Raw genomic sequence first — 14,460 nt, 5'->3', positions numbered from 1 at the left:
TATTACACTGGCTTCCAGAGTCATGATTGATCCCTCTTTCTAATATGGTGATCTGAAATTTAACATTTTTTCATATTAAAACAATAGTTCTAATATTGTTTTTTGTATTCTTTTATTTGTTTTATCTTTGAAATACAGTCGCTTATGAACTCGGTTTGAAGATGTAACTATATGATTGTTAAGAGTATGTGTAAAAATATTTGCGTTCGTCACTTGCAACTGAAAAATATTAGAATTAAAATTCTATAAAATTTTGAGAGCGAAGTTGAGAATAAGAACATGAACTATGATGCTATTGTTGTAGGATCGGGCGCGACGGGCGGTATTGCCGCAAAGGAACTGACCGAAAAGGGACTCAAAGTGTTATTGCTGGAAGCTGGCCCAGCGTTAGACGAAGCGATTTTCCAGCGTCCGGGCTTAAAGCGGCAAGTGAATACCTGGGACCGAATCGCAGCAGGGGCAACAGGTCAACACACTCAGGCACGCTGCTCCTGGTTTTCTCCAGATAAGAGAGAATTGTTCGTCAACGACTTGCAAAACCCCTATACAACGTCAGCCGATCCTTTTCTGTGGATCCGCGGTCGTCAGGTAGGCGGACGTTTTCAGTCGTGGGGAAGAGTGGCTGTTCGTATGTCAGATTACGACTTTAAAGCCGCTAGTCACGATGGCTATGGCGATGACTGGCCAATCGAATATCAGGATTTGGTGCCCTATTACGACAGCGTGGAGTCATTCCTGAAAATCACCGGCAGAAAAGACAACATCGCCAACCTGCCGGATGGACAATTCAGTAAAGAAGCCGGTTTAAGTAGTTTCGAACAGAAGTTTCATAATACAGTACAAGACAAATGGCCAGAGCGGAAATTTACGCCCTGGCGCTACGTAGCTACTGATGCAACTCGCGCCGATGCTGAAGGGAAAACCCACACCACATCACCTATTGCTGCGGCAGCCGCTACCGGCAATCTTACCCTGCGCCCAAACAGCGTAGTGAGCAAAGTCAATATTGACCCGGCTACCGGCAATGCCAGTGGCGTTACCTTTATTGATCGCGAGACCAAGCAACAGCATGAGGTTCGCGCCAATGTGGTGATGTTGTGCGCATCAACCATTGAAACCGTGCGGCTGTTGCTGAATTCCGGCACGTCAAAATTCCCTCAGGGACTTGCCAATAGTTCCGGGGTACTGGGTCAGTACTTTATGGATCAAACCAATGGCGTGGTATTCGGTTCAGTGCCTGGTGCAACCGGTTTTGAACTGGTAGACGGCAAACACCCTGGTGATAATCACGGCGGTTTCTACATTCCGCGCTTCCAAAACCTGACCGATTCCAGCCAGTACGATTTTATTCGCGGTTTTAACATTCAGGGCATGGTAGGGCGTATTCCTGTACCGAACCACATTCCTACGTTATTCGGCTTAACAGTTCAGGGTGAAATGCTCGCCGCAAAGGAAAACCGCATAACGCTGAATAGCCGTAAAAAAGATGCCTGGGGTATACCTGTTGCCAATATTGATATTCGTATGGGTGACAACGAGCGTCGCATGGCCAAAGCGCAAATGGCGGCGATTCTGGAAATGGTCAATACCATGGGGTGGAACATTGAGATTGCTGCCAGCATTCTGGATATTCATAACCGCGACAACCTGATGCCTAATGCGAGCTGGTTCGAGCGTACTATGTTTAAACTGTCCTATCAGAAAAGTCTGGCGCTGGGCTCGGCCATTCACGAGTGTGGCGGTGCCAGAATGGGTAACGACCCCAGTACGTCAGTATTAAATAAATACAACCAAAGCTGGGACATCCCAAACCTGTTTGTTACCGACAGCAGTTGCTTTGTGTCTAACGGAGCCGGTGGTCCAACGCTTACCACTATGGCGTTAACGGCCAGAGCTGCTGAATTCATTGCAAGTGAATACAACGGCTCGGCAAATCTGACCAAAGCAGTTTAAGGGGCTTACAATGGAGTACCAGATGTGAGGAACAGTGGCCAGTCGAACCCCAAAATTGCCATGTGGTTTGTGCTGGTCTCGGTGTTTCTGGATGCAATGGGACACGGATTGCTGGCACCTATTATTCCTGATCTTATCCGGGAATTGGCTGATGTGGATATTTCCGGAGCGGCGCTGTACGGCGGGGCAATTATTGCCTTGTTTGCCACTATTCAGTTTTTTGCAACGCCATTATTGGGGGCGTTGAGTGATGCGTTTGGGCGAAGACCCGTATTATTGGTGTCGTTTAGCGCTTTTGGTATCAATTATCTTCTTATGGGCTTTGCCCCCTCTATTGAATGGCTGTTTTTAGCTCAGGCTCTGGCGGGTTTGTTCGGTGCAACGCCTGCAGTGGCCGGTGCTTTTATAGCTGATATCACGGCGAAGGAAAACCGGGCTAAGCGCTACGGTTCATTGGGCGCGGCTTTCGGACTGGGGTTTATGTTTGGACCGGTACTCAGTGGGTTGCTGGCGGAGTATGGATTGCGTACACCCATATTTGTAGCAGCACTACTTACGCTGTCTAATGCTTTATTAGGTTTCTTCGTATTCAGAGAATCCCTTGCAAAACACTTACGCCGACCTTTTAAGCTGGTGAATGCCAGTCCGTGGGGCGTATTTATGCAGTTAAGTGTGAACAGGCAAATTCCTCGCTTATTGGTGGTAGTTCTTTGCTTACATATTGCATTGAATACCGTACCGACGGTGTGGCCTTACTTTACTGCTTATCAGTTCCAGTGGACGCCGAAAGAAATTGGCTTGTCCATGGGGATGTACGGCATAGTGAGTATCATTGCCCAGGGCATCGCCGTTGGTAGGATTTCGCAGAGATTCGGCGATCTGGCGGCCAGTCTTACTGGCATGGTAGGCTTGCTGATAGGTTCAGTTGCATTTGCTGTGATCAGTAATCAGTACTGGTTGCTGCCGTTTATCATTCCCAGTGCAATGGGCTTTATGACCAACGCGGGGTTAATGAGCTATATGTCTTCACATACCGATCCATCCAGTCAGGGCACGTTGCAGGGCGCTTTTGCGGCAACCCGAAGTGTTGGCGCAATCATTACGCCTTTAACTTTACCCTGGCTGTTTCATCTGTTTACCACACCAAGTAATGCCTATCCGGTGTATCCGGGTATTCCGTTTGTAATTGCTGCACTGTTAGCAGCGTGTGCCATAATGCTGTTACTGCGAGCCAATCGGTTGGCGCAATCTTAATGCATGAGATACAGGAGACAATAATGACAACACCCATCAGTTATCAGCCTAAACATATGAAGCTGAGTATTCTCACTGCGGCGTTGCAGGAATTAACCCCGCGCGATATTCGCGATGCGGATCCTGACAAAGCGATTGAAGACTGGCTGGCGTTTGCCAGCGAAATGGCTTGCCCGAATATTCAATTGTCGGCAGCAATACATCCCAGCCTTGCGGATGTGCCACCCGAAGCCTTGATTGATCCGGTAGCCAATACCCTGGACTTGCGGGACGCATTCAATGCCGAACGGGCTAACCGGGTGTTAGCCGCTATGCGTCACACTGGTGTTGGCCTGTCGGATCTTGCGTACTTCGACAATATGCTGGTGCATGGCAATGCCGAACGCAATGCCAAACACGAGTTTATGCTAAAGGTATTCGACGCAGCAACCTTACTGGGTACCGACGCTGTGTGCGGCTTTGTGGGTCGCAATACCCAGTTGTCGATGGATCAGAATTTGATCATGTTTGAAGAGCAGTTTATTCCGCTACTCAAAGAAGCTAAAGCCCGAGGGCTTACTTACCGGGTTGAGCAATGCCCAATGCCAGGCTGGAATCCAACGGATCGGTGGCACAATAATATTGCCTACACGCCCGCTACCTGGATAGCGCTGCACCGTATCTGTGAGAAGCACGGTGTGGGCGAGCAGTTCCGTATCCATTACGACCCGTCTCATTCTGTGCTGATGGGGCAGGATACCCGGTCGATGTTCCAGTATTTAAAAGATGAAGGCTATGGATTCTTAATTGCCGGCTTCCACGTAAAAGGGCAGGTTATCGACGCTAAAGGGGTCTCTGCCTGGGGCTACGGCGGTCAAACAATGCAACGTGGCGATTGTGTGAATGGCGAGCCATCAGACAATCCAGCAGATTTAATTCATGCCTGGAAAAAACAAACCGTATTGTGTGAGCATGAGTTGCCCGGCACTGCACGCCACGATCCGCTGGCTTATTTGCAAAATCGCTCGGTCGACTGGCTAGACCATCAACTGGCAGCACGAGAACTACTCGATTTGGATATTGCCAATACCTATCTGGTTGTTGAACATGAATATCCGGCAGCGCGTATTCAGGACCGCACCAAGCTGGCACCGTTGTTAAAAGGTTCGGTGGATTTTTGCAGGGCCATCGATGAAGCTGCCGCCGCGATGTACAGCATACAGCATGAGATGCTGCCTGGATTAAACATTCCTGTGCAAGGGACAGGGCGCGAAGCCTACCGTTCTTAACGCAACGGGCTATATGGAGTGAGTATGGAATTGACTTATCAAAACAGTCTGCAACAACGCCCTTTACGGGCGGGAATTGTAGGCGGGGGCAGTGGTGCATTTATTGGTGCCGTGCACCGTATGGCTGCGCAACTCGACGGTCAGGCGGTGCTGGTTGCCGGCGCGTTGTCGTCGCGAGAAGCCGTGGCGCACGACAGTGCCAAAGCCTGGTATTTACAGCGCAGCTACAGCGACTTTCACGAAATGGCTAAGCAGGAAGCTGCCCGGGAAGATGGCATTGATTTTGTAATTGTTGCTACGCCAAATCACTTACACGCAGAGGTAGCCATTGCCTTTATCAATGCGGGTATTAATGTGATGTGCGAAAAGCCACTGGCAATGAATCTGGCAGAAGCGAAGGCAATTGAAGCAGCGCTTCAAGAGCATCCGGTAATTTTCGGGTTGGCGCATACCTATACCGGCTATCCCGCTGTGCACGAGGCGAAGCAAAAAATCGCCAATGGCGAGCTGGGGGCGATTCGCAAAGTGTTGGTTGAGTACAACCAGGACTGGCTCATGTCGGCATTGGAATCGGGGCCGGATGCCAATAAACAGGCGTCGTGGCGCACTGATCCTGCGCGATCCGGGATCAGTTGTTGTGTTGGCGATATTGGTACACATGCTGCCAATATGGTGGAGTTCATGACCGGTGAAACCATTGACCAAATTTGTGCAGATTTAACCTCATTCGGTACCGGACGCCAACTCGACGATGATGCCAATATGCTGATCAGGTTGTCTGGTGGCGGCAAGGGTACGCTGGTGTGTTCGCAAATAGCGTGTGGTGAGGAAAATGCGTTGGCAATTCGTATCTATGGTGCCAAAGCGGCCATAGAGTGGCATCAGCAAGAGCCCAATACCTTGTGGTTTACGCAACAGGGCAAACCAAGGCAATCCTTGCGAACTGCTGTCAGTTTGGTTTCTGAGCAGGCGTTGCATCTAACCAGAACACCAGGTGGGCATCCGGAGGGGATTCTCGAATCCTTAGCGGGGTTATACAAACTGTTTATTGAGGACATTCGCCGCGTCGCGCGGGATGAGCAGCCTCAGGGTGGTTATCCGGGGATTGCTGATGGACTGCGAGGAATGCGATTTATTGAAGCCGCTGTAAGCAGTGCCGAAAAAGGAGCCTGTTGGCAGATTATTTGAGCGCTGCGTCACTATCATCATTTACAAAAGCAGGTTGCGACTGATGAGTTCGCACCTGCTTTTTTCATTTGCGCTACCGATTTCCTCCCTTTCGTATTTGCGCAATCAATTCCACCTATAACTTTTACTGATGACTCCCCTTATTTTAAAAATAAGATTGTTAATTCTAATTAACAATATGTATTTGTAATGAAATTTACAAAAAAATCAAATTTTATAAAATAATGATAAATAAGGTTTATTTATGTATGTTTGGTGTGAGCACATAAATTATTGTTATTTATTTGTGTAATTGTTGTTGATCTAATTTTATCTTGTGGTTAAATATGAATGGTCATTCGCATTCATGTGTGGGTGGCTGGGAAAGGGATGTGAAGTTACAAGATCCTGAATGACAGGACTTCACATATAATCGAGGTTGATACACCAATGCCTACACAAGAGGGTGTTTCATGTTGAATACACATCATAAGAAAGCCATTTTATCTACAGCAGTGCTAATGGCACTGTCGGCCGGTGCCTATGCACAGGAAGCCGAGCAGTCAGGTTCCAAGCAAGAATTAGAAGTGATTGAAGTGACCGCGCAAAACCGCGTTCAGTCTGCCTCTGACGTTCCAATTTCGATGAACGTGGTGAGTGCCGAATTACTGGAAAATGCCGGGGTAAGCGATATTCAGTCATTAAGCCGCGTTGCACCAGACTTTGTTACCGCGAATGACTCCATTTCCACGCGGGTTTCTCTGCGCGGTATCAGTACCGAAAGTAACGATGAAGCAGCCGACCAGTCACTCACTATCAGTATTGATGGTGAATATATAAACCGTCCTCGTGTAATGAACGCGGCCATGTTTGATATTCAGCGCGTGGAAGTATTACGCGGCCCACAAGGTACCTTGTATGGTCGCAATGCCACAGGCGGTGCAGTGAATATCATTACCAATAAGCCCGAAATTGGTGAGTTCAATGGCGACTTCTCTGCCGATGTAGGCAACTACAATTCGCGTGAATTTACCGGTGCGTTAAATATACCGCTGGGCGATATGGCAGCAGTTCGTGTAGCCGGATTTTCCTCACAACACGACGGATTCAGAACCCATGAAGCCGCTGGCTTAAAATCAGGTGACAAAGATGTTCAGGCAGGACGGATTGGTTTGCAACTGGAGCCATCAGATAACCTCTCAGCATATTTTGCTTTTGAAACAAATTCATTAGAGCAGCAAGCGCCATTTTTTGCAGCAGTTGATGCAAACGTCACCGGTCAGGCTGACGACGGAAATGGGCAGTGTAATGTTGCGGCTGGTTGGGAAGAAATCGCCACGGTAAATGGTGAAGTACTGTGTACTCCTTCAAAAACCAACAATTTAGCCAGTGTGGATCGTGAGAACTTCGCTGCACCTTCAACGGCTGGATTTGCATTCCACAAAGTCGATGGTGACGCGCTGCGTGCGCAAATCGACTACCGTATGGATGCGATGACAATCAGCTATCGCGGCGGCTATCGCGACAGTACTGTGGATGCCGATGAAGCCTTGCATCCAAACTATATTTTCTATCGCAATACCAACATCAAAACAACCAGCCATGAACTGCGTTTTAGTGGCGGCGAAGATCGATTCTTCTGGCAAGGTGGGGTATTCCAGTTCCAGGAAGATCAGGACGTAAACTCGGCGTTGTTAGTGTACATCGGTGCCTACCCGAATGGTCCCCAAGGCTTCTGGGCAAATACGTTCTATCGTCCGGATGTTGAATCTAAATCTACCGCAGTATTTGGTCAGGTTGATGTACCGGTAAGTGATACGGTTACCGTTGTGGCGGGTGGTCGTTATACCAAGGACCGCAAGTCTGCTACCCAAACTAACTTGCCTGGCGGTTTAACCTTTGACGAAAATCCAACGATTCGTCCTATTGATACCGCTGGTGCAGTAGTGAGTGACTTGTTATCGGAAGAAAGCGAATTTACCTGGACGCTGGGTGCGAACTATCAGCCCGATTCTGATAGCCTTTATTACGGTAAGATCAGTAAAGGCTATAAAGCGGGTGGTTTCGACAGTACTGGCCAAATTTATGACCCTGAAATACTGTATTCATTTGAGTCTGGCCTGAAACTGGACCGCGATGATTACAATATTACTGGTTCTGCATTCTATTACGACTACACCGATTTGCAGGTAGCTATTTTGCTGGATACCAACAAAGGTGGTCAGGTATTCAACGCCGGTGAAGCCCGTATTTGGGGGCTGGAAGGTACTTATGATACCTGGTTAACTCAGTCGGATAGTCTTGCTGTGTCATTGAACTACCTGAATGCAGAGTACACTGAATTCGCTGGTGCAATACCAGTACAGTGTCTGGGTGGCTGTAGTACAACCGCAGTAAGTGAAGTTGACGGTGAGTTGGTTAGTCTGGCTGGCAATGTGCCTTCAAACGCGCCTGAATGGATCATTACGTTGTCTTACGACCATTACTGGGAGCTGGAAGCTGGGTCACTGGTAGGCAGTATTTTTACCCGCTATAAGAGTGATTACTTCCTGTCACCGTTTAACGACCGTGACAGCCAGCAGGATGCGTACACGCAAACCGATGCTACGCTGAAGTTCACCACGTCAGACGAAACCTGGGAAGCCATGTTGTACGTTCGCAACATCGAAAACGAAAGTCCGGTGAGCTATTACACCTACACCGCAGCGGGCCCAGCAGACGTGCAGCTGTGGTCATTCGGCGCGCCAAGAACGTTTGGTCTGAAGGTGTCTTACAACTTCTTTTAATTTCTGTGTCATTGTGTGAAGTCAAACCGGCGCCTCGTGCGCCGGTTTTTTTTATTACAATCAGGATTGCGCTGATTTCAGCGAAGTAAAAATTAATTCTCTGAGCCAGCGGTGCATAGGATCGCCATCCAGAGTGGGGTGCCAGGCTGCGTATTCCAGTAATTTGGGCGGGGTAAACGGAATGTCGAATTGCTTCAGGGGTAACCGGCTCAATTGTTGTTCCGCGAACTTGGCCGGGATCATAGCTAATCGGGGCGTGCCAATGAGCGACAGACACAGCGTGTTAAAGTCATTGCTGATGATCTCAATTTTGCGTTCATGGCCCAGGTTTTCTTTAAACCAGTCTTCAAAACTAAAGCGACTAATACGTTCAAAGCCCACAGACACATGACCGGTGGCAAAAAAAGCGTCTTCTGTTATTGCGTCCTGACCGGGATAAAACGCCGGATCGCCAATACATACCAGCTCGTCTTCGAGCAGAAATTCATGTGGATAAGTGTCTATCATTCTGGCTTCAGGAGAAATAAAGAAATCCGCGCCCCCCTTGGCCAGCAGCTCCGCACCGTGGCTGAATGGTGTTAAAAATTCAAAGGTAACGGCAGGCGCCAGTTGATTGATTTTTGCCAGTAAAGGGCAGATCACTACCTGAGTGATATAATCTGAAGCGATGATTCTAAAATGACGCTGACTTAGCTCTGGATTATTTTGTCGTTTACTGGTTATAGACGCTCGCACTATGCCTAATATTTGTTTTACCGGCGCCTCCAGCTCCAGCGCATAGGGAGTAGGTTGCATTTGCCTGCCAACCTGCACGAGTAAGTCATCTTCAAAATAACTGCGCAATCTGGCTAAAATGCTACTGGTGGCAGACTGAGACAGGTGCAGGCGCTCGGCAGAGCGGGTAATATTCTGTTCCTCAAGTAAAATTTCCAGTGCCAACAATAAGTTAAGATCAAGCTGTTCAACACGCACAAGCAATACCTCAGTGAAACGTTACGGTGTTTTTTCTATCGGTGTGAGTAAAGCTATTAGAATGTTAATGTATTTACCAATTCGATAGAAGTAATCAATACTTTCAATTTTATCAATTCATTCTACTGCATTAACATCGCTTTTACTAATTGTTTCATAATTGTTAAATTTCAATTATGATAACTAGCATTCTAATTTTATTATAAATTGAATATTGAACAGGCTGTGTCATGAAATTTGCAACCAAAAGAACATCACACCCCGATGGCGAACTCATTCTGGTTTCCCGGGATCTCTGCACTACGGTGTCGGTTGGCGACATCGCGGCCACACTACAGGACGCGCTGAATAATTGGGATAGATGCGCGCCTGAACTGCAGGTGCGGTATGACGCATTGAATGCCGGCACGCTGGAAAATACGCAGTCGCTGGGTGAGTTGACCCTGGATGCACCGCTGCCACGTGCATGGCAATGGCTGGATGGCTCGTGCTTTATGAATCACGGGCATCTGATGCAAAAGGCCTTTCATCTTGACCCCATTGAGGATGCCGACAAGTACCCGCTGATGTATCAGGGCGCTGGCGACAATTTCAGCGGCCCTAAAGATGACATAGTGGTTGCCAGTGCGGCACACGGCGCTGATTTTGAAGGCGAGTTTGCCGTGATCACCGACCGCGTGCCTATGGGGAGTACCCCGCAGCAGGCTCTGCAGGCAATTCGCCTGGTTGTGATGCTCAATGACATCAGTTACCGGGCGCTGGCGCCACGTGAAATGAAAACCGGATTCGGCTTTGTGCAGGCCAAAGGGGCCACTGCCTTTGCTCCCATTGCAGTTACACCGGATGAGCTTGGCTGCCACTGGCAGAACGCCCGGGTTCACCTGAACATGGTTATTCACCGTGACGGCAAAAAATTCGGTACGCCTCATGGGGCAGAAATGCATTTTGGTTTTGACGAATTAATTGCGCACGCTGCGCTTACCCGTTCGTTACACCCCGGCACGGTTGTAGGGTCGGGCACGGTGTCAAATGAAGATCCGTCTGTGGGGCAGGCTTGTATTGCCGAGCTTCGCGCAAAAGAAATGATTGCCAACGGTGCACCCAGCACCCTGTTTTTACAACACGGCGAAGTCGTCACGCTAAAAGCGACGGATGACGCCGGTAATAGTCTGTTTGGTGAAATTCGCCAGCACGTGGTTGTGGAGAATCAACATGTTTAATCCTGCTCAATTTACCTTAATTGATTTGTCGGTCACCCTCGACAACAACCCCAACACCGATCCTCCGCCATTGTTGCCCAAAATTGACTACATGGATCATCAGCAGGGCTGGCCAGAGATGGAAGCCATGTTCCCGGGGCTTACCCTAGACCAGTTACCCGGCAATGAATCCTGGGCGGCGGAGCGGTTACAAATAACCACTCACAGCGGCACGCATATGGATGCGCCCTGGCATTACGCCTCCACTACCGATGGCGGTAAGCCTGCCTACGGCATTGATGAATTGCCGCTTGAATGGTGTTTTCAGGCTGGTGTTAAGCTGGATTTTCGCAATCTGCCTGATGGTCATGTAGTTACTGCTGATGAAGTAGATGCTGAGCTGGCCCGAATCGGTCACGTGCTTCAACCGCTGGATATTGTAGTAGTGAATACCCGTGCTGGTGCGTTATTTGGACAGCCTGGTTATTTGGAAGCCGGTGTAGGAATGGGTCGCGATGCCACCATGTACCTGCTGGAGCGCGGTGTAAAAGTGGTAGGCACAGATGCCTGGAGTTGGGATGCGCCTTTCAAGTTTACCCGTGAGCGCTTTGCCGAGTCGGGCGATGCCTCAATTATCTGGGAAGGCCACAAGGCCGGCCGGGATATTGGTTACGGCCAGATGGAGAAGCTTTCCAACCTGGAAGCCTTGCCCACAACGGGCTTCTGGGTTTCTTGTTTCCCTTACAAAATCAAACATGCTTCTGCTGGCTTCGTGCGGGCAGTCGCCTTTGTACCCAAAGTAACAAACTAATCATGAATCCCTCCGGTGTAAGAGAGGGATGAACCCATGAGGACAAACAATGTTTAAGTATTTTCCAACCAATTACGTGTGGAACCTGTCAGTTGATTTAGCCATAGAAATGGGCGCACGGATCGGCGAAATCGAAGAAATGTGCGCGCCTTTACAAGAGGCCGCTAAACAACCCGACAAAGAGGGTACCCAGGCATTTCGCAATACCTGGGCAAACATGGCTGACAAGCTGTGTGGCCTGGCAGAAGAAGATATCGAACGCGGACGTTTACTGTCTGCCGGCGAAAAGTACAAGCGTGCATCAAGCTATCTGATCACCTGTGAGCGTTTGCAAGGTCACAATGCGCCAGGGCGTTTGGATCTGTATAAACGCTCACTGGAATTATTCCAAAAGAGTGTGGCGCTGGGCAAAGAAAACTGCCAGCGCGTTGAGATCCCCTATGAAGGCAAGCACCTGTCGGCGTTGTATGTGAAAGCCGAAGGGGTAGAAGGCCCAGCACCCATTCTCATTCAGGTAAACGGCCTGGATTCTACTAAAGAAATGAAGTACCGCGTGGGATTGCCTGAGTGGCTGGCTAAGCGCGGTGTGTCATCGCTCATCGTTGATCAGCCTGGTACCGGTGAAGCCTTGCGTTTACAGAACTTTACTGCTCGCTACGACAGTGAACACTGGGCGTCAAAAGTGGTCGACTGGCTGGAGCAACATCCGGAAGTGGATAACAGCCGCATTGGTATGGAAGGCGTGTCACTGGGTGGCTACTACTGCCCGCGCGCAGTAGCCAACGAGCCGCGTATCGCACTGGGTGTGGTATGGGGTGCCAACCACGACTGGCGTGACGTACAAAAACGCCGTCTGGAAAAAGAAGGCGACTTCCCGGTACCGCACTACTGGCAGCACGTTTGCTGGGTGTGGGGAGCAAAAGACATCGACGAGTTTATGCAGATTGCCGAGAACGTGCACCTGGACGGACAGATCGAAAAAATCAAAGTGCCGTTTTTGGTTACCCATGGCGAAAAAGACTCGCAAATTCCACTGAAATGGGCACAGCGCACTTACGACCAGTTAGTTAACAGCCCAAAACGTGAATTAAAGATTTTCACTCAACGCGAGGGCGGCGTGCAGCACTCAAGCTTTGATAACAGTATCAATGCCGGCCAGTACATTGCGGACTGGGTAGCAGAAAACTTCAATGCGCGCACTGCATAAGCTGGCGCGTAACACACCGGAGAACACCATGAATATTATTGGACCCGATTTACTGGTATTTGGCGTGGATGACGTCGATGCCTGCCGCCAGTTTGCCAGCGATTACGGTTTAACTGCCAGCGGTGAACACCGTTTTGTTGCCCTGGATGGCACCGGCATTGAAATCCGCAGCAAGCACGATGATGCATTACCTGCGGCCATGGAAACCGGCACTATGCTGCGCAAAACCGTGTACGGTGTAGCGGATCAGGACACTGTGGATGCGATTGCCACAGAGTTGGAAAAAGACCGTGACGTCACCCGGTTCGACGATGGCAGCATTGAATCCAAAGACGATCATGGCTTTGTGCTGGGCTTTCAGGTAACGGTGCGTCAGGTGCTGGATATGCCAGCGGAAACCATTAATGCACCGGGGGCACCCGCGCAACGCGGCGTAAACCAGATAGCGGTATCTAAAGAAGACTCGCCTAAACCACGTACCTTGTCACACGTGGTGTACTTTGTGCCGGACGCGCCTAAACAGGAAGCGTTCTACCGCGACCGTCTTGGATTTGTCACTACCGATCGCTTCACCCATGTGGGCCCATTTATGCGCCCGGCTGGTACTCAGGATCACCATACCGTGTTCTTTATTCAAACCCCACCGCATATGAAAGGCATTGAGCATTTTACCTTCCATATGGGCGGGCCTACTGACGTTGTGACAGCGGGTACCAACATGGTGAATAAAGGTTATCAAAGCTTCTGGGGCCCGGGCCGCCATATCTTTGGTTCAAACTGGTTCTGGTACTTCAAGAGCCCGTTTGGCTGCAACATGGAATTCGATGCAGACATGGACTTGCACGACGAGCAATGGGCTGCCCGGGAAGCCATGCCTGGCGCTGACAATTCCCAGGTGTTCCTGCTGCAATATCGCGAAAAATGGGCGCCAATGGGTCCGCCACCGCCTAAAGCGGGGGCGTAATGAGCAAGCGTGTCAGGCTGTGTCGCGAAGACGATATTCCCGATTTCTGTGCCCAAGGGTTTGACCCCGAGCGGCATGGCTTTGACACCATTTTCGTGGTCAGGCAAGACCGTTACTACTACGCCTATGCCGATGTATGTCCGCACTATGGCGACACCAGCCTGCCATGGAAAAAAGACGAATACCTGGATGCTGCAGGTGACAACATCGTATGCGCTGCACATGGCGCACTGTTTAACATTCGGTCTGGACTATGTACTTCCGGTCCTTGCAAAGGTGAGTCTTTGCGACCGATACCCGTGATCTGCGAAGCCGACGGCTATTTATGGATCACTCTGGAGGACTAGGAAAATGAGCAACTGTATTAACAATGTTCTGATAATTGGTGGTGGCTTTTCAGGCATGTCTGCGGCCATCGAGTTAAGCAAAGCCGGTGTTGAGGTGGATTTAGTTGAAATCGATCCAAACTGGCGTACCGATGGTGCCGGGATCAGCATTGGCGGCGCGACTATGCGTGCTTTCAAGCAACTGGGCATCATGGACGAATACCTGCAGGCCGGTAGCGGTCATGGTGGGCTGGATGTGTTTGCGCCGCATGGCGTGCATCTGGCACATATTCCTGCGCCACCATTAGGCGAAGGACTACCCGGTGGTGGTGCAATTATGCGCCCGGCACTGGCAAAAATCCTGGCCAATAAAACCCGCAGCACCAGCACCAATGTGCGCTTAGGTATCACGTTTGAAACTATTAATGATCTGGGTGACAGTGTAGAAGTCACTTTCACTGATGGCACCACCAAACAATATGATCTGGTAGTGGGTGCTGACGGCGTTTATTCAAAAGTGCGCAATCACTTATTCCCAGATGCTGCCGCCCCC

General features: G+C 49.7%; 12 protein-coding genes. 11 read left to right on the top strand and 1 reads right to left on the bottom strand.

Translation table 11 applies throughout. The features are described 5' to 3' along the window. Positions 1-279: 279 nt before the first annotated feature. From ACLR2L_RS13460 to ACLR2L_RS13440, 5 genes are all read left to right on the top strand, one after another. Positions 280-1,953, top strand: coding sequence for a GMC family oxidoreductase (locus ACLR2L_RS13460; RefSeq protein WP_413368691.1), 1,674 nt, complete (start codon positions 280-282; stop codon positions 1,951-1,953). Between the two features lie 24 nt (positions 1,954-1,977). Further along, complete coding sequence (locus ACLR2L_RS13455; protein ID WP_413368690.1) at positions 1,978-3,207, top strand: MFS transporter; 1,230 nt, start codon at positions 1,978-1,980, stop codon at positions 3,205-3,207. Between the two features lie 23 nt (positions 3,208-3,230). Beyond that, positions 3,231-4,475 carry a sugar phosphate isomerase/epimerase family protein gene (locus ACLR2L_RS13450; protein ID WP_413368689.1) on the top strand — a complete coding sequence of 415 codons (1,245 nt, stop codon included), beginning with the start codon at positions 3,231-3,233 and terminating at the stop codon, positions 4,473-4,475. A 24-nt stretch (positions 4,476-4,499) separates the two neighbouring features. Next, positions 4,500-5,663, top strand: a complete 1,164-nt coding sequence (locus ACLR2L_RS13445; RefSeq protein ID WP_413368688.1) for a Gfo/Idh/MocA family protein — start codon at positions 4,500-4,502, stop codon at positions 5,661-5,663. A 452-nt stretch (positions 5,664-6,115) separates the two neighbouring features. After that, positions 6,116-8,428, top strand: coding sequence for a TonB-dependent receptor (locus ACLR2L_RS13440; protein WP_413368687.1), 2,313 nt, complete (start codon positions 6,116-6,118; stop codon positions 8,426-8,428). 60 nt (positions 8,429-8,488) lie between these two features. Here ACLR2L_RS13440 and ACLR2L_RS13435 read toward each other — a convergent pair whose 3' ends face one another. Then, complete coding sequence (locus ACLR2L_RS13435; RefSeq protein WP_413368686.1) at positions 8,489-9,400, bottom strand: LysR family transcriptional regulator; 912 nt, start codon at positions 9,398-9,400, stop codon at positions 8,489-8,491. Between the two features lie 230 nt (positions 9,401-9,630). Between ACLR2L_RS13435 and ACLR2L_RS13430 the strand changes: the two genes are divergently transcribed. The 6 genes from ACLR2L_RS13430 to ACLR2L_RS13405 form a co-directional block, all read left to right on the top strand. Then, positions 9,631-10,620, top strand: coding sequence for a fumarylacetoacetate hydrolase family protein (locus ACLR2L_RS13430; RefSeq protein WP_413368685.1), 990 nt, complete (start codon positions 9,631-9,633; stop codon positions 10,618-10,620). Further along, the gene (locus ACLR2L_RS13425) at positions 10,613-11,410 is read left to right on the top strand and encodes a cyclase family protein (protein ID WP_413368684.1); all 798 of its coding nucleotides are present in this window, start codon (positions 10,613-10,615) and stop codon (positions 11,408-11,410) included. Before ACLR2L_RS13430 ends, ACLR2L_RS13425 begins: the two co-directional genes overlap by 8 nt. Positions 11,411-11,459: 49 nt before the next feature. Continuing rightward, the gene (locus ACLR2L_RS13420) at positions 11,460-12,617 is read left to right on the top strand and encodes an alpha/beta hydrolase family protein (protein WP_413368683.1); all 1,158 of its coding nucleotides are present in this window, start codon (positions 11,460-11,462) and stop codon (positions 12,615-12,617) included. Between the two features lie 28 nt (positions 12,618-12,645). Next, entirely contained in the window at positions 12,646-13,581 is a 936-nt protein-coding gene (locus ACLR2L_RS13415) for a VOC family protein (protein ID WP_413368682.1), read from the top strand. Further along, positions 13,581-13,928 (top strand): Rieske (2Fe-2S) protein, encoded by a 348-nt coding sequence (locus ACLR2L_RS13410; RefSeq protein ID WP_370242238.1) that lies wholly within the window; start codon positions 13,581-13,583, stop codon positions 13,926-13,928. Before ACLR2L_RS13415 ends, ACLR2L_RS13410 begins: the two co-directional genes overlap by 1 nt. 4 nt (positions 13,929-13,932) lie before the next feature. Continuing rightward, positions 13,933-14,460, top strand: a 528-nt coding sequence (locus ACLR2L_RS13405) for an FAD-dependent monooxygenase (RefSeq protein ID WP_413368681.1), incomplete at its 3' end; no start/stop codon positions are given.

This window comes from Alteromonas sp. AMM-1 (assembly GCF_047290655.1).
In the GTDB taxonomy this organism is placed as follows: Bacteria; Pseudomonadota; Gammaproteobacteria; order Enterobacterales; family Alteromonadaceae; genus Alteromonas; species Alteromonas mangrovi.
The sequence above is the reverse complement of the archived record's forward strand: the minus strand, read 5'-3'. Positions and strand labels throughout refer to the sequence as shown.